30 protein-coding genes and 1 tRNA gene are annotated in these 21,464 nt (G+C 44.0%); 5 read left to right on the top strand and 26 right to left on the bottom strand.

The window, feature by feature from the left end:
• Positions 1-7: 7 nt before the first annotated feature.
• From rplF to rpsJ, 17 genes are all read right to left on the bottom strand, one after another.
• Positions 8-550 carry a 50S ribosomal protein L6 gene (gene rplF, locus GN277_RS06055; RefSeq protein ID WP_159750278.1) on the bottom strand — a complete coding sequence of 181 codons (543 nt, stop codon included), beginning with the start codon at positions 548-550 and terminating at the stop codon, positions 8-10.
• A gap of 80 nt (positions 551-630) precedes the next feature.
• Positions 631-1,032, bottom strand: a complete 402-nt coding sequence (gene rpsH / locus GN277_RS06050) for a 30S ribosomal protein S8 (protein ID WP_159750277.1) — start codon at positions 1,030-1,032, stop codon at positions 631-633.
• A 32-nt stretch (positions 1,033-1,064) separates the two neighbouring features.
• The gene (locus tag GN277_RS06045; RefSeq protein ID WP_016220062.1) at positions 1,065-1,250 is read right to left on the bottom strand and encodes a type Z 30S ribosomal protein S14; all 186 of its coding nucleotides are present in this window, start codon (positions 1,248-1,250) and stop codon (positions 1,065-1,067) included.
• A 12-nt stretch (positions 1,251-1,262) separates the two neighbouring features.
• Positions 1,263-1,802, bottom strand: a complete 540-nt coding sequence (gene rplE, locus GN277_RS06040; protein WP_159750276.1) for a 50S ribosomal protein L5 — start codon at positions 1,800-1,802, stop codon at positions 1,263-1,265.
• 23 nt (positions 1,803-1,825) lie between these two features.
• The gene (gene rplX, locus GN277_RS06035) at positions 1,826-2,137 is read right to left on the bottom strand and encodes a 50S ribosomal protein L24 (protein WP_159750275.1); all 312 of its coding nucleotides are present in this window, start codon (positions 2,135-2,137) and stop codon (positions 1,826-1,828) included.
• Between the two features lie 14 nt (positions 2,138-2,151).
• The gene (rplN, locus tag GN277_RS06030) at positions 2,152-2,520 is read right to left on the bottom strand and encodes a 50S ribosomal protein L14 (protein ID WP_016220065.1); all 369 of its coding nucleotides are present in this window, start codon (positions 2,518-2,520) and stop codon (positions 2,152-2,154) included.
• A gap of 19 nt (positions 2,521-2,539) precedes the next feature.
• Positions 2,540-2,794 carry a 30S ribosomal protein S17 gene (gene rpsQ / locus GN277_RS06025; protein WP_006445004.1) on the bottom strand — a complete coding sequence of 85 codons (255 nt, stop codon included), beginning with the start codon at positions 2,792-2,794 and terminating at the stop codon, positions 2,540-2,542.
• A gap of 150 nt (positions 2,795-2,944) precedes the next feature.
• Entirely contained in the window at positions 2,945-3,148 is a 204-nt protein-coding gene (gene rpmC / locus GN277_RS06020; RefSeq protein WP_159750274.1) for a 50S ribosomal protein L29, read from the bottom strand.
• Entirely contained in the window at positions 3,138-3,575 is a 438-nt protein-coding gene (gene rplP / locus GN277_RS06015) for a 50S ribosomal protein L16 (RefSeq protein WP_159750273.1), read from the bottom strand. The genes rpmC and rplP overlap by 11 nt, the downstream gene beginning before the upstream one ends.
• Before the next feature lie 3 nt (positions 3,576-3,578).
• Positions 3,579-4,232 carry a 30S ribosomal protein S3 gene (gene rpsC / locus GN277_RS06010; RefSeq protein ID WP_159750272.1) on the bottom strand — a complete coding sequence of 218 codons (654 nt, stop codon included), beginning with the start codon at positions 4,230-4,232 and terminating at the stop codon, positions 3,579-3,581.
• A gap of 12 nt (positions 4,233-4,244) precedes the next feature.
• Complete coding sequence (rplV, locus tag GN277_RS06005; RefSeq protein WP_159750271.1) at positions 4,245-4,631, bottom strand: 50S ribosomal protein L22; 387 nt, start codon at positions 4,629-4,631, stop codon at positions 4,245-4,247.
• 26 nt (positions 4,632-4,657) lie between these two features.
• Entirely contained in the window at positions 4,658-4,939 is a 282-nt protein-coding gene (gene rpsS / locus GN277_RS06000) for a 30S ribosomal protein S19 (RefSeq protein ID WP_159750270.1), read from the bottom strand.
• Positions 4,940-4,963: 24 nt separating this feature from the next.
• A complete protein-coding gene (rplB, locus tag GN277_RS05995) occupies positions 4,964-5,806 on the bottom strand; it encodes a 50S ribosomal protein L2 (RefSeq protein WP_159750269.1) in 843 nt (280 codons plus the stop codon).
• Positions 5,807-5,844: 38 nt separating this feature from the next.
• Positions 5,845-6,150 carry a 50S ribosomal protein L23 gene (gene rplW, locus GN277_RS05990; protein WP_159750268.1) on the bottom strand — a complete coding sequence of 102 codons (306 nt, stop codon included), beginning with the start codon at positions 6,148-6,150 and terminating at the stop codon, positions 5,845-5,847.
• Complete coding sequence (rplD, locus tag GN277_RS05985) at positions 6,150-6,770, bottom strand: 50S ribosomal protein L4 (RefSeq protein ID WP_159750267.1); 621 nt, start codon at positions 6,768-6,770, stop codon at positions 6,150-6,152. The genes rplW and rplD overlap by 1 nt, the downstream gene beginning before the upstream one ends.
• A 29-nt stretch (positions 6,771-6,799) precedes the next feature.
• On the bottom strand, positions 6,800-7,480 hold the full coding sequence (gene rplC, locus GN277_RS05980; protein WP_159750266.1) for a 50S ribosomal protein L3: 681 nt from the start codon (positions 7,478-7,480) through the stop codon (positions 6,800-6,802).
• A gap of 67 nt (positions 7,481-7,547) precedes the next feature.
• Positions 7,548-7,865, bottom strand: coding sequence for a 30S ribosomal protein S10 (gene rpsJ / locus GN277_RS05975; protein WP_159750265.1), 318 nt, complete (start codon positions 7,863-7,865; stop codon positions 7,548-7,550).
• A gap of 493 nt (positions 7,866-8,358) precedes the next feature.
• Between rpsJ and GN277_RS05970 the strand changes: the two genes are divergently transcribed.
• Positions 8,359-9,090 carry a LytR/AlgR family response regulator transcription factor gene (locus tag GN277_RS05970; protein WP_159750264.1) on the top strand — a complete coding sequence of 244 codons (732 nt, stop codon included), beginning with the start codon at positions 8,359-8,361 and terminating at the stop codon, positions 9,088-9,090.
• Entirely contained in the window at positions 9,087-10,454 is a 1,368-nt protein-coding gene (locus tag GN277_RS05965; RefSeq protein WP_159750263.1) for a sensor histidine kinase, read from the top strand. The genes GN277_RS05970 and GN277_RS05965 overlap by 4 nt, the downstream gene beginning before the upstream one ends.
• A gap of 22 nt (positions 10,455-10,476) precedes the next feature.
• Here the strand turns inward: GN277_RS05965 and GN277_RS05960 are convergent, their stop codons facing one another.
• A complete protein-coding gene (locus tag GN277_RS05960; protein ID WP_159750262.1) occupies positions 10,477-11,076 on the bottom strand; it encodes a YcxB family protein in 600 nt (199 codons plus the stop codon).
• A gap of 289 nt (positions 11,077-11,365) precedes the next feature.
• Here GN277_RS05960 and GN277_RS05955 point away from each other — a divergent pair, with 289 nt between their 5' ends.
• Complete coding sequence (locus tag GN277_RS05955) at positions 11,366-12,292, top strand: TSUP family transporter (protein WP_159750261.1); 927 nt, start codon at positions 11,366-11,368, stop codon at positions 12,290-12,292.
• A gap of 571 nt (positions 12,293-12,863) precedes the next feature.
• Here GN277_RS05955 and GN277_RS05950 read toward each other — a convergent pair.
• The 7 genes from GN277_RS05950 to GN277_RS05920 all read right to left on the bottom strand — a co-directional run bounded on the left by GN277_RS05950 (position 12,864) and on the right by GN277_RS05920 (position 19,021).
• Positions 12,864-13,343 (bottom strand): glycine/sarcosine/betaine reductase component B subunit, encoded by a 480-nt coding sequence (locus tag GN277_RS05950; protein ID WP_159750260.1) that lies wholly within the window; start codon positions 13,341-13,343, stop codon positions 12,864-12,866.
• A gap of 13 nt (positions 13,344-13,356) precedes the next feature.
• Positions 13,357-14,124 carry a proline reductase cluster protein PrdD gene (gene prdD / locus GN277_RS05945; protein ID WP_159756435.1) on the bottom strand — a complete coding sequence of 256 codons (768 nt, stop codon included), beginning with the start codon at positions 14,122-14,124 and terminating at the stop codon, positions 13,357-13,359.
• Positions 14,125-14,280: 156 nt separating this feature from the next.
• Positions 14,281-15,006 carry a D-proline reductase (dithiol) protein PrdB gene (gene prdB, locus GN277_RS05940; protein WP_159750259.1) on the bottom strand — a complete coding sequence of 242 codons (726 nt, stop codon included), beginning with the start codon at positions 15,004-15,006 and terminating at the stop codon, positions 14,281-14,283.
• 2 nt (positions 15,007-15,008) lie between these two features.
• Positions 15,009-15,293 carry a CBO2463/CBO2479 domain-containing protein gene (locus tag GN277_RS05935; protein WP_159756432.1) on the bottom strand — a complete coding sequence of 95 codons (285 nt, stop codon included), beginning with the start codon at positions 15,291-15,293 and terminating at the stop codon, positions 15,009-15,011.
• Between the two features lie 25 nt (positions 15,294-15,318).
• Positions 15,319-17,169 carry a D-proline reductase (dithiol) proprotein PrdA gene (gene prdA, locus GN277_RS05930; RefSeq protein WP_159750258.1) on the bottom strand — a complete coding sequence of 617 codons (1,851 nt, stop codon included), beginning with the start codon at positions 17,167-17,169 and terminating at the stop codon, positions 15,319-15,321.
• A gap of 238 nt (positions 17,170-17,407) precedes the next feature.
• Positions 17,408-18,811, bottom strand: a complete 1,404-nt coding sequence (locus GN277_RS05925) for a proline reductase-associated electron transfer protein PrdC (protein ID WP_159750257.1) — start codon at positions 18,809-18,811, stop codon at positions 17,408-17,410.
• Between the two features lie 112 nt (positions 18,812-18,923).
• Positions 18,924-19,021: transfer RNA gene (locus tag GN277_RS05920), tRNA-Sec, on the bottom strand.
• A 317-nt stretch (positions 19,022-19,338) separates the two neighbouring features.
• On the opposite strand from GN277_RS05920, the gene GN277_RS05915 reads away from it, so the two are divergent.
• Both GN277_RS05915 and GN277_RS05910 read left to right on the top strand, forming a co-directional pair.
• Complete coding sequence (locus tag GN277_RS05915) at positions 19,339-20,373, top strand: proline racemase family protein (protein WP_159750256.1); 1,035 nt, start codon at positions 19,339-19,341, stop codon at positions 20,371-20,373.
• Positions 20,374-20,551: 178 nt separating this feature from the next.
• Complete coding sequence (locus tag GN277_RS05910; protein WP_159750255.1) at positions 20,552-21,139, top strand: TetR/AcrR family transcriptional regulator; 588 nt, start codon at positions 20,552-20,554, stop codon at positions 21,137-21,139.
• Between the two features lie 88 nt (positions 21,140-21,227).
• Here GN277_RS05910 and GN277_RS05905 read toward each other — a convergent pair whose 3' ends face one another.
• Positions 21,228-21,464: a DUF3343 domain-containing protein gene (locus tag GN277_RS05905; RefSeq protein WP_159750254.1), complete on the bottom strand. Its 237-nt coding sequence runs from the start codon at positions 21,462-21,464 to the stop codon at positions 21,228-21,230.

Raw genomic sequence — 21,464 nt, 5'->3', positions numbered from 1 at the left:
TCCTTACTTATTTCTTACCAGTCTTACCAACTTTACGTCTGATTACTTCATCAGCATACTTAATTCCCTTGCCCTTATATGGCTCTGGTCTTCTCTTGTCTCTGATTTCAGCTGCGTATTGGCCTACTTTTTCTTTATCGATACCCTTAACGACGATTTTATTCTGTCCCTCTACTACAGTCTCAACGCCTTCTGGATCTGTCATTTCAACTGGGTGAGAATATCCAAGACTCAATGTAAGCTTGTTTCCGGACTTTGCAGCCCTGTAGCCGACACCGTTTACCTCAAGTATCTTCTGATATCCATCAGTAACGCCCACAACCATGTTATTCACCAGCGTCCTTGTCAGACCATGTAAAGACTTCATCTTCTTTAAATCATTGGGTCTTGTAACAACGACTGTGTCGCCTTCTACCTTGATCTCCATCTCTGTCGGAAGTTCTCTTTCAAGTGTTCCTTTTGGACCTTTTACAGTCACTTTATTATTTTTTGCAATCTCAACGGTTACTCCCGCTGGAATTGTGACCGGCAGTCTTCCTATACGTGACATACCTGTATCCTCCTTAACTTAGATTCTCGGAGCAGATGCTAATGTCTGCTCTGTTTTCAGTTGCTGTGATGTTTCCTTAATTACCAAATATAGCAAAGAACCTCTCCGCCTACACCGAGCTTTCTTGCTTCTTTGTCTGTAATCACGCCCTTGTTTGTGGAAATGATTGCTGTTCCAAGTCCGCCGAATACCTTCGGTACATCAGCGCTTCCTGCATATACACGAAGTCCTGGCTTGGAGATTCTCTTAAGACCTGTGATAACCTTCTCGTTCTTGTCTGCACCGTACTTCAATGTGATGTGGAGTGTCTTGAACACGCCGTCTTCTACGATGTCGTATTTCTCAATGTACCCCTCGTCCAGTAAGATATTCGCTATCGCAAGCTTCATCTTGGAAGATGGCACATCTACTGTATCATGTTTAGCAGTATTTGCATTACGAATTCTTGTAAGCATATCTGCGATTGGATCACTCATAGTCATGATTTATATTTCCTCCTCTTCTAAATGAAGTTCTACCAACTTGCTTTTTTAACGCCTGGAATCTGTCCTTTGTATGCCAGCTCACGGAAGCAAACACGGCAAATTCCATATTTTCTCAAATATGCATGCGGACGTCCACAGATCCTGCAGCGGTTGTATTCTCTGGTTGAGAATTTCTGCTTGCGCTGCTGCTTGATTTTCATTGCTGTCTTAGCCATAATTTACCTCCTCTACTTTTTAAACGGCATATTGAACTGCTTTAACAATTCACGCGCCTCTTCGTCTGTCTTTGCTGTGGTAACAAAGATAACATCCATACCTCTTACCTTGTCAATCTTATCATACTCGATTTCAGGGAAGATTAACTGCTCCTTGATACCAAGAGCATAATTTCCTCTTCCGTCGAATGCGTTAGGATTCACACCTCTGAAGTCACGTACACGAGGTAAAGCAAGGTTGATGAGACGGTCAACGAATTCATACATCTTCTCTCCTCTTAAAGTAACCTTGCATCCGATTGACATTCCTTCTCTTAACTTGAAGTTAGCAACCGATTTCTTTGCTTTACAGATTACAGCCTTCTGGCCTGTAATCCTCTCAAGATCAGCAACCGCTGAATCTAAAACCTTCGCGTTATCCTTTGCCTCGCCGACACCCATGTTGATTACAACCTTGTCAAGCTTTGGCACTTCCATAATATTCTTATAACCGAACTTCTTATTCATTGCGTCAATGATTTCGTTCTTGTACTGTTCTTTCAGTCTACTCAAAGCACTGGCCCTCCTTCCTCAGATTAATCAATCACTTCGCCTGTTGATTTCGCATAACGAACTTTCTTATCTCCATCCATCTTGATGCCTACTCTCGTCGGCTTGCCCTTGTGAACATACATTACGTTGGAAATGTTGATTGGGCCTTCCTGATGGATGATACCGCCGTTCTGATTCGCAGCGCTTGGCTTTGTGTGCTTTGTCAGCATATTGACGCCTTCGACAACAACCTTGCCGTCCTTCTGGTTTACGGCAATAACCTTGCCCTCTTTATCCTTCTGGCTTCCGGCGATTACCTTCACCGTGTCACCTTTTTTAATCTTTAACATTGACATCTCTACGCACCTCCTTAAAGCACTTCCGGAGCCAGAGAAACGATCCTCATGAACTGCTTGTCACGAAGCTCTCTTGCTACTGGTCCAAAAATACGGGTTCCTCTTGGTGTCTTGTCTTCTTTTATAATAACTGCAGCATTCTCGTCAAAGCGAATATATGAGCCGTCTTTACGACGTGTGCTTTTTACGGTACGAACAACAACAGCTTTTACTACATCGCCTTTTTTAACAACGCCGCCTGGTGTTGCATCTTTAACGGTCGCAATAATAATATCGCCGATACTTGCATATCTTCTGGTTGAACCGCCAAGTACGCGGATACACAGTAACTCTTTCGCGCCTGTGTTATCTGCTACTCTCAGTCTGCTTTCTTGCTGTATCATGCAGGTTTCCCTCCTTATACTATTTCACTTTTTCCATGACTTCGACGAGTCTCCATCTCTTATCCTTAGAGAGCGGTCTCGTCTCCATAACTTTAACCTTGTCACCGATATTGCACTCGTTCGCTTCATCGTGTGCTTTTAATTTATAAGTTCTCTTTACAATCTTCTTGTAAAGTGGATGTTTTACATGATCTTCAACCGCAACAACTATGGTCTTATCCATCTTGTTGCTGACAACCTTACCCACACGGGTTTTTCTAAGATTTCTTTCCACGGTCTGTCTCCTTTCTATAATTAAGGAAGTTCTTCTCGCTTTGCTCGAAGAACGGCCAAAAAGCTAAGCTCGTCGATACTCCTCATTCCACTCGGAGTATCCGCTTTCATACTAGGCTCGAAAATACCTCGCCAAGTATTCAATGCGTCGCTAACCTTTTTGTGCCTGTGTGATCACAGTCTGTATCCTTGCGATATTTCTTCTGACTTCCTTGATTCTGCTTGTATTATCTAACTGATTCGTTGCGTTCTGGAATCTCAGATTAAAGAGTTCCTTTTTAGCAGCTACTAATTCTTCGTTCAGCTCTGCAGCTGATTTTGTTTTTAAATCTTCTACAAATGCATTAATTTTCACTGTTATCACCGCCTTCTAAGTCTGCGCGAGAAACTACTTTACATTTACATGGCAGCTTGTGTGTCGCCAGACGAAGTGCCTCTCTTGCAACTTCCTCTGAAACGCCCGCGATCTCGAACATTACGCGGCCTGGCTTCACAACTGCCACCCAGTATTCTAAGGTTCCTTTACCAGAACCCATACGAGTCTCAGCTGGTTTCGTAGTTACAGGTTTATCCGGGAATATCTTAATCCATACTTTACCGCCACGCTTGATATAACGAGTCATAGCAATACGGGCAGCCTCTATCTGATTGGAACGGATCCAACACGGCTCCATTGCCACAATACCATACTCACCGTGAGTAATCTGATTTCCGCGAAGAGCTTTTCCCTTCATAGAACCACGGAATTGTTTACGACGTTTTACTCTCTTTGGCATTAACATGATTTATCTCTCTCCTTCCTTTGCTGCTTTTTCCGGAAGAACTTCGCCTTTATAGATCCATACCTTGACACCAACCTTACCGTAGGTTGTGTCTGCTTCAGCGAATCCGTAGTCAATGTCTGCTCTCAATGTCTGAAGTGGAATTGTCCCTTCGCTGTAGAACTCTGTACGCGCCATATCAGCTCCGCCAAGACGTCCGGATACGGATGTCTTTACACCAAGCGCTCCTGACTTCATGGTTCTTGACATGCAGGATTTCATTGCACGTCTGAAGGAAATACGGTTCTCAAGCTGTAATGCGATATTCTCTGCTACAAGCTGAGCGTCTTTGTCCGGTCTCTTAATCTCCTTAATATCAACAATTAACTTCTTATCGGTAAACTTACCAAGCTCGCCTTTTACCTTCTCGATCTCAGCGCCGCCCTTACCAATTACTACACCAGGCTTTGCTGTGTAGATAATGATTTTAACACGGTCAGACGCTCTCTCAATCTCAATCCGTGAAATACCGGCACTGTATAATCTCTTTTTAAGATATTTTCTGATTTCATGGTCTTCCACTAAGTAATCTGCGAACTCTTTCTCTGCATACCACTTAGAATCCCAGTCTTTGATAATACCGACTCTCAAGCCATGAGGATTAACTTTCTGTCCCATGATTGCCCCTCCTTATCTTTCATCAAGCACCAGTGTAATGTGGCTCATTCTCTTTTCAATCCTGTAAGCCCTTCCCTGTGCCCTCGGTCTGATTCTCTTCATTGTTGGTCCTTTGTTTGCATAAGCCTCTGCAATATAAAGATTCTCAGCATTCATACCGTTGTTGTTCTCAGCGTTTGCAATCGCTGACTCCAGCAGTTTCTTTATCAAACTAGAAGCATATCTTGGATTATAAGTTAAAATACCAAGCGCTGTTGTTACATCCTTGCCTCTGATGGCATCTAATACATAACATGCTTTCTGGACAGAAACCCTCGCATAAGACAACTTAGCAGACGGTCTCTTATCTTTGATCGCATTTCTTTCTCTCTTGATTTGGGATCTGTGTCCTTTTGCCATGGATGAACCCTCCTTTCACAGTGTAATTATCTGACTCTTGATTTCTTTTCGTCTTTTCCATGTCCTCTATACGTTCTGGTTGCAACAAACTCACCCAGCTTGTGGCCTACCATATCTTCTGTAACGTATACAGGTACATGTTTTCTTCCGTCATGAACGGCAATTGTATGTCCAACCATGCTTGGGAAGATTGTAGAACGGCGGGACCAGGTCTTAATTACAGACTTGTCACCAGAAGCGTTCATTGCATCAATCTTCTTAAGCAGACTCGCATCTGCGAATGGTCCTTTTTTAACTGAACGTGCCATAGGTTATAACCTCCTCCATGAAAATTATTTGATTGCTCTGCCATCTCTTCTTCTTACAATCAACTTGTTAGAAGACTTGTTTTTCTTCCTTGTCTTAAGACCAAGTGCTGGCTTGCCCCAAGGTGTACATGGACCCGGACGTCCGATTCCAGTCTTACCTTCACCACCACCATGCGGATGGTCATTCGGGTTCATAACAGAACCACGAACTGTAGGTCTAATACCCATGTGGCGTTTACGTCCTGCTTTACCGATATTAATCAGATTGTGATCTCCGTTGCCCACAACTCCGATAGATGCACGGCAAACAATCGGAACCATTCTCATTTCTCCTGAAGGGAGTCGAAGCGTCGCATACTTACCCTCTTTTGCCATCAACTGTGCGCTGTTTCCTGCGGAACGTACAAGCTGACCGCCTTTTCCTGGATAGAGCTCGATATTGTGAATCTGAGTACCTACTGGAATCTCAGAAAGGGGAAGGCAGTTACCTACTCTTACCTCGGCTTCCGGTCCGTTCATAACCTTCATGCCATCCTTTAAGCCTTCCGGCGCAAGGATATATGCCTTCTCTCCATCCTCATAACAGATCAGCGCGATGTTCGCCGTCCTGTTCGGATCGTACTCGATACCAACAACTGTTGCGTGGATTCCATCCTTCCTTCTCTTGAAGTCGATGACCCTATATTTTCTCTTAGCGCCGCCTCCGCGGTGTCTAACTGTAATCTTACCTTGATTGTTACGTCCTGCCTGTCTGCTCCTTGGAGCTAACAAAGACTTCTCTGGTGTCTTCTTGGTGATCTCCGAAAAATCAGAACCAGTCATCTGTCTTCTGGAAGGCGTATATGGGCGGTATGTTTTAATTCCCATGGTTACTTCTCCTTTCAATCCTGTTTATTATCACGGTTTTAGAGTCCCTCAAAAATCTCTATCTCAGCGCTGTCAGCCGTCAGCTTTACAATCGCCTTCTTCGTCTTAGCCGTCTTGCCGAACTTCATCGTTCCACGGACTCTCCTTTTCTTGCCAGGGCAGTTCATCGTATTCACGCTCTCCACCTTGGTTCCGCCAAACATCTTCTCAACAGCTTCCTTTACCTGTGACTTTGTCGCTTCCGGATGAACCAGGAATGTATACTTCTTATCTCCCATGAGCTCCATGCTCTTTTCGGTTACAACCGGCTTAAGGATTACATCATAATATTGAATGTTAGCCATTATGCGTACACCTCCTCAATATTGGCAACAGCAGCTTTCGTCGTGATCACTGTGTTGTACTTCAAGATATCGTACACATTGATTGTATTCGTCCTTGCAGTCTTAACATCCGGAATGTTCCTTGCAGAAAGCTCTGCCTTCTCATTGCCGTCCTCCAATACAACCAACGCCTTAGATACATCTAAATTCTTCAGAATATTAGCAAAATTCTTCGTCTTGATTTCATCAAATTTAATCTCATCAACTACGATGAACTTCTTTTCTTCCACTCTGGAGGTCAAAGCAGACTTAAGAGCCGCTCTTTTCTCCTTTTTATTCATCTTAAATGAATAATCTCTCGGTACAGGTGCGAATACAACGCCGCCGCCTGTCCACTGCGGAGCCCTTGTTGAACCCTGTCTTGCATGACCGGTTCCTTTTTGTCTCCATGGTTTTCTTCCACCGCCAGAAACTTCAGAACGTGTCTTCGCTTTCTGTGTTCCCTGACGTTTATTTGCAAGCTGGCTGACAACTGCCATGTGTACAAGGTGCTCATTCACTTCCACACCAAATACAGCATCATTTAAGTCGATTGTCCCAACTTCTTTGCCTTCGATGTTATAAACGGATACGTTTGCCATCTCTAGTGTCCTCCTTCCTTCGTCAAAGCCTAGTTCGCTTTTACCGCTTCCTTAATAGTTACTAAAGATTTCTTCGGTCCGGGTACAGAACCCTTAATCAGAAGCAGGTTGTTCTCAGCATCTACGCGTACAACCTCAAGATTCTGAATTGTAATTCTCTTGTTACCCATCTGTCCGGGCATCTTCTTCCCCTTGAATACCTTACTCGGATCAGAAGCAGCTCCGTTAGAACCTGCGTGACGATGGAACTTAGAACCGTGGGTCATAGGACCTCTGTGCTGGCCGTGTCTCTTAATCGCACCCTGGAATCCCTTACCTTTAGAGATTGCCGTAGCATCAATCTTATCACCTGCTGCGAAGATGTCCGCTTTAATCTCCTGTCCCAATTCATACTCGCCTGCATTCTCAAATTTAAATTCTCTGATAAATCTCTTACTGGAAACACCTGCTTTTGCAAAATGTCCCTGCTCCGCCTTTGTGGCGCCATGACGATGAACAATTTCCTTCTTACCGTTCTTGTCCTTATTGACAATCCGGTTCTTCTTATCAACGAACCCAACCTGAACCGCCTCATATCCGTCGTTCTCAACCGTCTTAATCTGCGTTACCACGCAAGGTCCAGCCTCAAGAACCGTTACTGGTGTCAGTGTTCCGTCTTCGTTGAAGATCTGAGTCATTCCGACTTTTGTAGCTAAAATAGCCTTCTTCATTATAATTACCTCCTGTGATTTACAGCGGAACGCACATGGCGTTCATCCTAAATGATAGGAATACTGTTTACTTGCTCTTCATCTTGATATCAATGTACACACCTGCCGGCATCTCAAGCCTTGACAGAGCGTCAACCGTCTTCTGTGTCGGTGCAATGATATCAATAAGTCTCTTATGAGTCCTTTGCTCAAACTGCTCTCTGGAATCCTTGTACTTGTGAACAGCTCTCAGAATTGTAACAACTTCCTTCTTTGTCGGAAGCGGCACCGGTCCGCTCACCTTAGATCCATTCTTCTTCACAGTTTCGATGATTTTCCTGGCGGATGCATCAACCAACTGATGGTCATACGCCTTCAAAGTGATTCTCATTACTTGACTTGCCATAAAAAAAGTCGCCTCCTTTTCGTACTTTTCAACTCAGTACGACAAGCGGTGACTGTACACTCTCCCGTGTGTGTCGTGAGAACCTCACACGTTGTTACCCGCCGCATTCGCTCTCTACCTTTGAGCCGATTATTCTACAACGGGCTGTTGTGATTCGTACAGTGACTTGTCGCCAGTTTCCTAACTTGACATTCGCTCCACGGAAAACCTGCCACTTACGGGCAGCAACCTCTCGCTTCGTCGCTATCATGTCACAGCTTTTTTAGTATATCTGAGGCAAACGCATTTTTCAAGCCTTTTTTAAGAAATATTGTATTTTTTTTGATACAAATCAACCTGTTTTTACCAGAATCACCTGTTTTTTACTGTTTTTCATCTCCGACAAATAAAAAATATGTGGTATAATATCAAATCGGGAGTATTAGTGAGCCAGAGTGTGTGAATCGTGACATCTATTCACACACTCTGTATACCTTACCGAAGGAGGCATCCTATGACAATAGCACTGGTAGACGATTCTGTCAGCGACCTAAATTTATTACACGATTATCTGTCTCGTTATTGCCATGACCATCATGTGTATATTACAATCGAGAAATTCACAAATGAACATACATTTTTAAACTCCATGCAGGACAAAGTATACGACCTGGTGTTCCTTGATATTTATATGAAGCATATAAACGGAATCCAGCTTGCCTGCGAAATAACCAAACAGGATGCCAAGTGCCAGATTGTCTTCATTACCACAAGCGAAGAACACGCTGTTGCCGCATACCGCGTCCATGCCCTGGACTACCTCGTGAAGCCCTACAGCTATGCTGACCTGGAAGACGCTCTGAATCATTATGAACGGATTGCAGCCAGATTCGCCCGCTACATCGAACTGAAGGAAGGTCGTTACCGCACACGGGTAATGCTCTCTGACATCATGTATACTGACTATTCCAACCACTATATTCAGGTTCATACGGTTTCCTGTATTGTGCGTTCCTATATGTCCTTTGATACGTTCCTCCCAATGCTTTCACCCTACGCAAACTTTTTGTGGTGTTACAGAAACTGTACCGTCAACATGGACTATATCGAATCCTTCTCCCGCAAGGAATTCATCCTAAAAAACAAGGAGCGTATTCCCATAGCATCGGCACGCAGGCAGGAGGTTTTACAGCACTATGCTGACTATATATTTGACCACAAGTCTAAAGGAGACCTTATGTCATGACACTTGCATACATTATTAACAACCTGCTTTTTGTCATCCCCTGCATACTCTTACTGCTTCTGGTCTTCAAAGATCAGTTGAAAAAACCTGAAATCCCTCTAATTCTGGCTGGCATTTTCCTCTTTGTAGCCGCCTCCTTCTGGGGCGCTTACATCTATCTGGCTCTTGGCAGCCCGCTTCAGCGTTTTGTACTCTCCATGATTTCCACGTTTATCGGTGTATTTATCTTTAGCAGTGTTTGCAGATATAACTTTTTACAGAGCTTCTTCATGATAGCCGTGGTAAAATCCTACTCTGAAAATATCCGTTTTCTATCCTCCCATATTTATTTTCTGATTACGGATAAGCTGCCGGAGTATGCCATGCTTCAGATTTCATGCATTACGACCGTACTTACCATACTGACTTTTCCCTTTATCTGGCTGTTCTACAAGAAGATGATGCGACCGGCCTTGGATTATACCATATCCCTCTCGGTCTGGAAATTCATATGGGTAGTTCCCGTGTGCAATAACGCTATTTTTACGCTGATTATTACCACAGATGTTTCCCACTACACCTATTATCCGGAAAATGAATTTTCCCTTATTCCTCCTCTGTGGATTATGCTGACCTTTTCCACCTATATAATCCTGTTAAAAATGGTAATAGATGTAAGCCAAAATGCACAGCTTCAAGAGAATCTCCATCTGTCGGAGACACAAATCGCTGCGCAGCAGAAGCAGATGGAGCTTTTGCAGCACAATATTCAGGAGACAAGCCGATTCCGCCACGACATGCGGCATCATTTCCTAGCCATAGAAGGCTATATCAATAACAAGGATCCAGAAGGGCTACGGGCATACATTCGTCAGTCTATGGTCCTCTTTCCCGTACAGTCCGTCCGTTTTTATTGCAGCAGCGTCGCCGTCAATGCCCTTTTGTGTTATTATCAGGAGAAAACAGAAGCAGAAGGAATCTCCTTGTCCCTGGATATCTCTTTGGACTATCCCCCGCCTGTCACGGATACAGAGTTTTGCATCATACTTGGAAATCTGCTGGAAAATGCCTGCGAAGCCTGTGAGCGCATGAAATCAAAAAAACGCTTCATCAACGTCAAGCTGTCTATGGCAAGCTCATCCATTCTGGTTATCAAGGTCAGCAACAGCTATGAAGGAAGCATTCGCCTGGCGCCTGACGGAACCTTCCTTTCCTCCAAGGTCAGAGACAGGAAGGGAATTGGCCTAGCCTCTGTCCTAAGTACAACAGACAACTATAACGGCATTGCCAGGATTGAATACCCAGAGAATATCTTCAAGGTTTCCCTGCTGTTAAACGGAAAAAGCGAGCCTTCTAAAACCCCAAAAGCAGAGCCGATATCTTAACACAAAAGATACCGGCTCCTTATTATTTCCCTTCTTTTTTCTCATCCATTGCCGCCTGGGCCATCTCCATCCTCTTCTTAAAAAGACGCTGTTTAAAATTAAGATTTACTCCTTCAAACTCTTTACGGGTCGCATTCTGCATAAAATCATAAAACTTCTCCGGATCTCCCGAAACAAAATCTTCCTTGGGAATCGCAAAGAGATCGTCGTCCTCCATGTGGAGAAAATAGATTCCTCCGTCAGAATACAGCTCACGTATCAGATTATATTTGTAGGACTTCTTTTCCCTGCCTCCGTCCTTTACCTCAAATCCCGAATGGCCAAATGACATCTTAATCTTAATCCCGTTCCGGTAATAGGGATCCCGATACAGAAATCCTAGATAGGACAACTGGTTTCTTGTTAATCCTACCACCGCAACAATCACCCCCAACGTCCACCAGACAAGTCTCTCTGTATCCGACACATCAAAGGCTCTGGGTACTGTAAGCAGAATTGCCGCCGCAAAAAAATATCGGAACATAATCTTCTTGGTGTTCTTAGTCTTCTCATTATAAAGCCTTGCAAATGCTTTCAATACCTTACTGGTATGACTGGTCTCAACTTCATATAAAATTGTCATATTCTTCCTTTCCCGACATTCTCTCAATGCCCTGTTTATTTACATATTATCATCTCAATCAATAAGATTGTATGTCCTCTCCTATTATAGAGTGTAACACTCCCATAAGCAAGCTTTGTTTTTTATATTCTTCGTCATTTTCTCCAATTCCACACCAATAAGGTTGACATTTACTATGCAAAACGTTATAATAAACCGTATGAAGGATGACTTGCTACAATCGGGGGTAGCATAAAAAGTCTCCATTCATGGAAACATACTACAATTTAATAATCTGGAGGGATGATTTATGTCATTATTAATTTTGAGAGGATTATGTGTAATCGGTATTATCCTGAACGTATTCCTAATGTGGCGGAAGAACAAAGAACTTCGTGCCAACCCAGAGAAGGATCCTGTAATTGGATTGAATGGTGAGGAACAGTGGCAGGAACAGAAGAAGCACATTATTCCAACCGCAATCATAGGATTTGTGGCAAACTTCCTGGATACTTTAGGTATCGGTTCCTTTGCACCATCTTCCGCGGCTTTCAAGATGACGAAGTCCGTAGACGACGTACTGGTTCCTGGTACACTTAATGTAGGTGATACCGTTCCTGTATGTGTGGAGGCTTTCTTATTCTTCGGTCTTGTAGAGATGGATATCCTTACACTTGTACTTATGATTGCTGCATCTGTAATCGGTTCTTTCCTGATGGCTGGTGTTGTATCCAGATTCGACAGAAAGATGGTACGCTATGCATTGTTCGTTGGTTTGTTTATCCTTGCTTCTGTTATCCTTATGAAGAACCTTGGCGTTGGTCCATTCGGTACGCAGGGTACAGCAACAACATTAAGAGGAGTTAAGCTGATTGTTGCAGTTGTTGGTAACTTCGTATTTGGTGCTCTTATGAGTATCGGTGTTGGTCTTTACGCACCATGTATGGCTATGGTTCTTGCATTAGGAATGGATGCCAACTGTGCATTCCCAGCTATGATGGGTTCCTGTGCATACTTGATGGCATTTGGTAATGGTCCAAAGTTCATTCAGGAAGGCAGATACGATATGGTTGCTTCCTGGACACAGGCAATCTTTGGAGCGATTGGTGTATATGTAGCATATGCATTCGTTAAGAGCTTACCATTGGATGTTCTTACCAAGGTTATCGTTGTTGTCGTATACCTGACAGCTTTCTTATATCTTCGCGATGGTATTAAGAAAGGCTCAGCCGCTTAACATTAATCATAGATTACATAAGCTAAACGATTATACAATTTAATAGAGGATTACAATATGATTAAAACGGTTTCCCAAATTGGGAAACCGTTTTTTTCTCTAAAATTTCAAGTTGCAATAAATTTTTCTGTTTTAGTAATAAATAATATTCACATTGCACAAAAATTATTTCCGTAATATAAATGTATTGACATCCCAAATTAAAGATGATATATTTAACCTATCTTAAATGTGTGTGAAAAATTTCTAAAGAATTTACACAGTTAAGAAGACCGTTGCGGTTGTATTTGCAGTTACACAGTTGCCGATCGTTTCCCCCAAGAACGTTCTTGCGACAGTGGACTCCAATTAATATATACGTCCTCTTTACAGAGGAGCATTCCCCAGCTTTGTATATAAGACAAAACTGCAATGCAACGAGGAAAACCTCTCAATGACATACCAAAAAGAAAGGGCACGACATACAGGTCGTGCCTTTTCTTTATATCTACTTATTTATATAAAAAAGAGATTCTGCATCAGCCTTCCAATGCAAAATCTCTTCTTCAACCTCTCATATCTGTCAGCATGCTTACTTGTTCTGCTGATCCTTCTGGCGCATCTTCAGTTTCAGCAGCGCCATTGCTTTTCTACAATCGAGCGCGACCATGTTGTTTTCCCCCACTACATTGGTCTCCGTCCCATCTGCGCTCTTATTTATATCTACAATACCATCCAGGTATTCATTCACCACCACGAACTGCGCTACCGTACCGCTGAAATTGAGCCCTGTCACTGGAATTCCCCTTATTCCTAATTGCTCGCATGTATTCGTGAAGTCCACATCACTGTTTCCCCAGCCATCAGATGATATGATTACCCCGTCAGCCCTCATTGCCTCTGCCCAAACGGCTGAGCGGGTCCCTACCAACATCTTATCCTTATTGTCATCCGGTGTCCCTACCAGAAGGATACCCATCAGATCAAGGTCCGTATCATTTGACACCACATCCAAAAGCGGATCCCTAAAATGATGCAGTGAAGTTTCTTTGGTTGATGGTCCTATTCCCATATCTTCTACCTCCTTACTGCATAGAGCGGATAATCCCGTCCCGGTACTCATTCGGCGTTACCAGAATCGGCATATTGCCCATATCAATGATTGAGCGTCCTCCCTCTACTCCGGACGGCTCATTTGCAAAAAAGTGTGTATCATACATAGCTCCCTGTCCTGCCACTTGCTTAATGATAAGCACCCTTTTTTTGCCAGGTCTTACAATATCATGGTATTCATGCCTCTCCGTACATTTCTCTCCACGGAATTTTTTCAGCTTATCCCGATAGGTCTGAATAAACTTATCACAGGCGCGGTGTGCTGCCGTCGGTCCTGGTCTTTCCTGCCCCATTCCGGCAGTAAGAGTAACGTCAAAGGAAATAATATAGTCATCATCTCCGGGAGTCCCTGCACGGTTCAGATACAACTGCTCCTTTAGATTTCCTTCCGATGAGCCGAATTCATGGCACTGCTTCCCGTTCACATCCACACCCGTAAGCATTACGTATACTCCGGTGATCGTGTGCGTAATCCCATCCCCAATCTTGCCAAGAACTTTTGTAGAGATTGGTATAATATCCATGATTGTGTTCGTCCACCTGTCATGGTCCCCCGGTTTAATAAGCTGAATATCAATGCTTTCTATGTATTCCTCCTCAGCCACCAGTCCGTTAAGCATCTCTTTGCTGACTGTCATCTTGCCGTCTACTTTAATATCGTTATGCTCGCCCCATTCTACATCATTCATATGGAATGCTTTGATCACAAGTTTTCTTAGGTCCTTTACTTCATCAGCCACCTTCATCACCTCCATCAACGCAGTCTGCAAAATCAGACTACCTCATACCTGTTATACAATATATCGTATGAGTTTCCGATATACTGTTTTATCATTCTTCCAAAAAGGGCAGATAGATGAAATATCTGCCCTTTTCATATCTGTTAAACTTATAAATTATACCTTAGCAATATACTCAAACGGCAACGGAACAATCTTTCCAGGAGTCTGAATCTCTACTAACTGTTCCAGAGTTGCCTTTACAATCTGAGTCTGCTGTTCTACATTGTTCGGAGCGCCTGCATTTGCACCCATAGGAACAAGCGGAGCTACCGCACGAGGTGTACCGGTCTGACGAACAACCGGTGGAAGAGCTGCAATAATAATTGTAGGAATTCCAGCTTCTTCAATCGCTCTCTGCACCAATACTGCAGAGCGGTGGCAGGTACCTCAGCCAGCGGTGAGGACTACTGCGTCAACCTCTTCTTCTTTAAACATCTGTGCAATGGCAGGACCAGTCTCGCCTTTGAACTTCTCCTGGTTTCCGCCGCCGCCCATGAATCCTGCATGTACCGGCGCACAAGCCTTGATAAAGCCTTCTTTTGCCAGCTCATGGATTCTATCAATCGGGAACATACAGTTAATGTCCTTATTAACATCACTGTTATCATATCCGCCGTGTGATACCATCAATTCGTTAGATGGCATGTCATCTGTAACTTTTCTCCAAGTAAAATCACCTGCCAGGTTGAATCTCTCCTGGTCTTTGTGATGAACACCTGCCGCTGTAGCAAGAGCAATCGTCATATCCTTTAACTCTTTCGTAACAGGAGCCCATACAGACGGTGGAGTAATAGGAACAAAAATCTCAGATTGCATTCCCTTAACTAATGTCAAACTCATTGTTATACCTCCTTATTGTTCTGGTTCTTTTCGCGCATCTCCTTCTGACGCCGCGTATACGTATTCAGGTTACTCACATACTTTTCATTGACTTCAGGTCCAAGCTGCTCCACAAAACTCATGTTCCATGCAACCTCCTGACCCACTTTAATGGGATAATCACTGATGAACATCCGCATTGGTACTTTCAGGTAGCCCAGACGACCTTTCAAATCAATCGCCACAGAGCCATCGTGTACCTCTACGATTATACCTTCCATCCGTATAATCTTATCGCCATATTTCAATTCCGCCATGTTCGTTCACCCGTCTTTAGTCATATTTTTCCTTACGCTTCTGGCTCATTGGCAGAGACTGCTCATTCTCAACCAGCTTAAGTCCTTTTCCTGTTACACTCTCGATTGCTTCTACGTTGGAAGACTTCACATTCGGATTCCACTTCTTCTCAGCCGCTTTAACATCTTCTCCGCCCATTGCATTCTTAAGCATCTGTAATGCACGAACAGCATCTTCCGGACAAAGTGTATTACAAGCAAGAACCTCGTTCTCGATACCTGACTCAGACTTATTATTATCAACCATGTGTGTCATATACTTATTACCAACTACCAGCGCTCCCTGAACGGCACAGAAAGACATACCTACTACCGGAATACCTCTCATACCGATCTGCTCATGGTGGCTTGCAAAGTCAATGTGGTTGTTTCCGAAACCTTCTGTTGTAACGAATGCTCCGTCTACATCCAGCATCTCACAAATCTGACCTACACGTTTAGATACATAGAACTTCTCTGCATTAATCTGTGGGCTTCCTACGAAGATAACGCCGCAAAGGTCAATTTCTTCATCATGCAGCGCTTCCAGAACCAATGGCTCTCTCCAGTAATGTCTGGACATCTCTTTTGATGCAGGTCCGATACATGTAAGTGCATGGATACATCCGTCAAGAACCTCCAATGGAGATACAGCTACCGGAACATTACCTAAGTCAACGTTCGGCTTTCCGCCAAGGATACCAACCGGCTCTACAGGAAGAATCAGGTTGTCATGCATAGCTCCCTGTCCCATAATCTCTTTAACGATAACGACCTTCTTCTTGCCAGGTCTTCTGTACTGATCAAACTGCTCTGTGTCTACTACGAGAGACTCATCCAGCTTCTTTAAGCACTCACGGATCTCCTGGGTAATGATATCGCTTGCAGTATGAGCTGCTAACGGACCAGGTCTCTCCATGTTCGTTCCTTCTTTAACCGTAACCTGGGTTTTAATGAAGATCTCACCCTTCTCAGGCGCTCCCGGACGTCCCCACATAATGTTCTCGTCAAGATAACCCTCAGAAGAACCAAACTCACCAATCTGAACTCCGTTAGCATCTGTACCGGTTACCATCATAACAACACCGTCAAGAACTCTCGTAACACCAGATCCAAGCTCATCCTCGCCCTCTTTTGTAGCGATTGGCTGAACATCCATGATTGTCTCGGAATAAGTGTGATACTGCTCTGGTGTGATAATATCAATCTTCAAGTCATAAACTAACGCCTGAGAATCGATACATTCCTTCTCGATACCTTCACGGATATAAAGCGTCGTTCCATCAATCTTCGTCTCCGGTCCTCTCTTAACCTCCGTGATGTTAAAGTGCTTTCTTGTCAAGCTTCTAATCAGCTTCGGCTCCTGCTCTGCAGCCGGTGCCGCTACACCTGCTGCTACTGCCGCTGCACCTGCCGGCGCTTCTGCCACAGCGCTTCCACCGCCAAGAGCTCCAACCGGAATCTCAAGGTCAATATCCTTGCCTTCTCCGATATGGATCTTCAATACTCCGCCTGCCATCGGTGCCGCTGCCGCTGGTGCTGCTGGCGCTGCCGCCGGCGCTACTTCCTCTGCTGCTTCTACTACAGGTGCGCTCGGCGCCTTTGCGCCTTCTACAACGTCTGCAGTAAGTGGGCAGAGAGAATCACAAGTTTTTGTAAGTTTTGCTCCCAGAACTTCCTCAATAGTAAGGCAGCCGTCAAGATTCAATAATCCTGAATCTACCAAATCATCAAAGATTGCCGGATCTTCCAGATTCGCCGGTTCGATTGTAATGCCGCCCTCGGCTCTACAACATAATACCGCTGGATCATGAGCATGAGCTTTCGCTGTTTCAGCTGTGATTGACATATTGTTTTCCCTCCTTAATTTGGTCCGCGCGTTCCACTTTACGGTACGCTTAGATGATTAAGCCCGTTCTGGCGCACACAATCCGTACACCTTGCAGGCCACCGTGGATATCACGGTCTTAAATGTATATATACAATTACATGCAATATGGAGATTACCTCTCTTCCTCCGGACAAAGAAATCGGGGGTCCTTTGCCCTTATTGCCTGCAATAGTAATACCAACATAATTACAGAGTATTATTTGCCGTTCGGAAGCTGGTCTACCTGTTTAGAAACCCTTAACGTCCTGTACAGCCCATGACCAACTGTTCTCATAACATGGTCAGTCTGGTGGAATACCTTAAGCCCCATCTTTGGACCGGATGCCATAACTGTGTTGGAGCAGTCAGAGCAGTTGCCGATAATAATGTATTCGCACTTGTCTTTCTTGAACTGCATGTTGTTCTTAACCTGTCCCGGACAATTCCCCGGTCTCAAGCACTTAAGCGGTGCGCCCGGCTTGTTCTCAATCGCCTGCTTACATCTGCACACAGATACTACCTTACCGTTCATCTTCTGCGCAATCTCACGCATACGTTCTTCACTTCCGCCGCATGCGCAAACCAGAAGTCCTACGTTCGCTCCGTGAAGATCTGGGAATTCGATTGTCACAAGGATGCCGCCCGTCGTCTTGGTAATCGGCGCGTCAAGTTCTGTGGCCTTTCCGGTAAAAGCTCCGCCCATGATAATCTCGCCATATACGCCGTCGATACCGCCTGCTCTCTCAATCAATTCCCCAACGCTTACGCCTACCGGCACATCCATAAATACATGCGCCTGATTACCGCCGTTAATCTTACCACGAACAGTCAGATTCTTCGTGATACAGGGCTTCTTCTCGTCGATTGCCTCTGCAATCTTCGCAGCGGTCTCAAGATTCACAACAACCGACCTTGCCGCTGAAGGAAGCTGCATAGTTGTAAGATTCACACCCAAACATTCTCTCACTACCGCACGCTCCTCACCCATCGGGTAAATATCCGGCAGGAGATGAATTGAAATCTCAGCCTCATTGGCAATCGCTTTTCTCAGAATCTCAATCGCCTTATTGTTCTTCTTCTTGATCGCAAATATTGCCTTATCTGCATGGGTAATCTCCATGCAATACTTTACGCCGCGGACAACCTTGTCGCTCTGTTCTTCAATCTGTCTGATGTTATGCTCAAGTCCTGGCTCACACTCAGCAGCATTGATCAGTATATAGCTGTGCTCAAGCTTGAAATCTGCCGGAAGCTCTGGATTAATCTCTGCATCCAACTCAGCCATCTCCGTCTCCGCCAAGTTAATTCCCAGCTTGATTCCTGTCGGGAATCCAGCGCCGCCCATGCCGACAATACCGGCTTCTTTTACCAGGGCAAGCTTATCGTTCTCATCTTCTACCTCAATCGGTACAAACTCATCCTTCTGTTCTTCATCCGGTCTGATGACGATTCTGTCTTCCAGAACTTCTTCCACCACGCCGTACACACTGGAAAAAATGTTAGCTCCGAGGCCTGTCGGTGTTGCAATCTTCGTACCTTTTTTTACTTCGTCCCCAGCTTTTACGATTGCCGCACAAGGCGCGCCAACATGCTGACGCAACAAAATCTGTACATTTTCCATTGCCATCCTTCTCCTTTTAAAATTTATTAAGTAAAAAACAAAACTTCACAGTTCGTCTACTTACTTCGTATAACTCTGCAATCTATAAATAACATCTATAAATGATTCTTTCTGGCGAGGGCATGTGGGAATCGAACCCACCCAGGACGCTCTTAACGCCCAACACTGGTTTTGAAGACCAGGAGGCACACCAGTCACCCAACTACCCCCATATACATTATCTCATGTGCTTTAACAATAGCATAATTTCCGCCTAATTTCAACACTTTTTTTATATTTTTATAAACCCAAAAAACCATTGACTTTTCAAGGTTTTTCGTACATAATAAGTATAAGAAATTGAACGGCATACTAGAACGTAGTCTAATTTTTATTTCACTGTCGTTTATAGTGAATTTTTTCCGGTATGTTGTAAATATTCTTTTTAAAACACAGAAAAAGTACGGGGACTTTTAAAGTGTTTTTACAGCAAATTTATAGTTTCTATCTATAAATATTTAATTTTCCTAATAGGAGGTACAAGAATTATGGAATTGAAAGCTAATGTGAATTTCAGCCGTTTTGAAAGCGCATTACAGGTAGTTGACTCCCACACTGTAGGAGAATTCTGCCGTATCGTCATCGGTGGTTTTCCGGAGCCGGAAGGCAGCACCATGATTGAGAAGAAGAAATGGATGGAGGAGAACTACGATCAGGTTCGTACCGCTCTGATGTTCGAGCCACGTGGACACCACGATATGTTCGGCGCTTTTCTGTGCGAGCCAGTGAACAAAGAAGCTGATTTTGGTGTTATGTTCATGGACACAGGCGGATACCTGAACATGTGCGGACATTGTACCATCGGCGCTGTTACGGTTGCTATTGAAGCCGGATTGGTAGAGTCTAAAGAAGGCGAGAACGAAGTAGTTCTGGACGCACCGGCAGGACTGATTCGCACAACAGCCATTGTAAAGGACGGAAAGGTAGAGAGCGTAACCTTGACTAACGTACCTGCTTTTGTTTACAAAGAGAACCAGAAGGTAACGATTGACGGAAAAGAAATCGAATTCACTATCTCCTTTGGAGGAAGCTTCTTCGCATTGGTTGACACCACTAAGCTTGACATCGGTGAGATTAATCCCAAGACTGTCCCGCAGTATGCAGACCTTGGTATGAAGATGCTTGATATCATCAATAGAGATATTCCGATTCAGCATCCATTGCTTGACATCACATCTGTTGATTTGGTTGAGTTCTATGGACCGACTCCGAATCCAGGAGAAGCTAACATGAGAAATGTGGTTATCTTCGGTGATGCCATGGCTGACCGTTCACCTTGCGGAACTGGTACAAGCGCAAAGCTTGCTACTCTGCACCACTGGGGCGAGATTAAAGTTGGCGAAGAATTCATTTATGAGAGCTTTATCGGTACACGCTTCAAGGGCGTAATCAAAGAGACCACCAAGGTTGCTGATTACGATGCTGTAATCCCAATGATTACAGGAAGCTGCTACTTAACAGGTGTTGCAACATACCTCATCGATCCGACAGATCCGTTGAAGTATGGTTTCCAGGTAGGTTAATTTGACATAATAAGATTTACATAATAAGATGCGTATTAGTTTTGCATTTTACGACAAGATGTGATATACTGCAATAAGCAAAGAAGCGGGTTACAATAATCCGCTTCTCTTGTTATAAAGTATTAACTTATGGCATGTCCCCTGACTGCATGTCTAAAAAAGGAAAGGAATGATGCCAATGCCGCGTAAAAGGCGATCAACGAAAAGCCGCATTGTAAAAGCCGCATGGAATCTGTTCTACAAGAATGGATACGACAATACCACTGTAGAAGAAATTATCACAGCGTCCAAGACGTCCAAGGGAACTTTCTATCATTATTTCAAAGGAAAAGAAGCGCTTCTTAATTCTCTGTCAGACTTGTTTGACCAAAAGTATGAAGAATTGTATACTGTGGTTGATCCAGATATGTCAGCCTATGACAAGCTGCTGCTGCTTAACCATGAATTATTCTTCATGATAGAAACCAGCGTCGATATCAGCCTTCTCGCCTTCCTCTATTCTTCACAGCTCACGACGAAGGATAAGAAGTCTCTGTCTGACCATAAGCGGTTCTATTTCAGATGGATATCAGAGATTATTGATGACTCACTGAAAAGCGGGGAATTCAGCAATACCAGTACAACCGAAGAATTGATGAACATCTATGCTATGTACGAGCGGGCACTGATCTATGACTGGGCGCTCTTCAATGGGAAATTTTCACTCACAGAATATAGCGACCGATTGCTGCCGCATGTATTAGATCTGTTTATCAAAGGAGTATAGCTATGGATGTTGAACCTTAAAAGACAGGTACGTTTATACATACCTGTCTTTTTTCTGCAAAAAACCTGCATAACATTCCACGCCAGCGCTATACCATGCACTCATGCATCTCCTCCTCCTCGATTCCCGCCTTGCGCATCATAGAAACAATCTGCTCACGGTCCTCAAGGGCTGCGCACCACGACAAGCCACACCCTGCTGAGATTGCCCTTGGAACAGGGATAATCCGCCCAGGCGCCTGGTATTCCTTACATGCCTTCTCCATTGCCATTGCATCTGCAGTTGTATGAAATGTCACGACCAATTTTAATTCTTTTTTTCTCAT

Origin of the sequence: Sporofaciens musculi (assembly GCF_009830285.1) — a bacterium.
Classification (GTDB): Bacteria; Bacillota; Clostridia; order Lachnospirales; family Lachnospiraceae; genus Sporofaciens; species Sporofaciens musculi.
The sequence above is the reverse complement of the archived record's forward strand: the minus strand, read 5'-3'. Positions and strand labels throughout refer to the sequence as shown.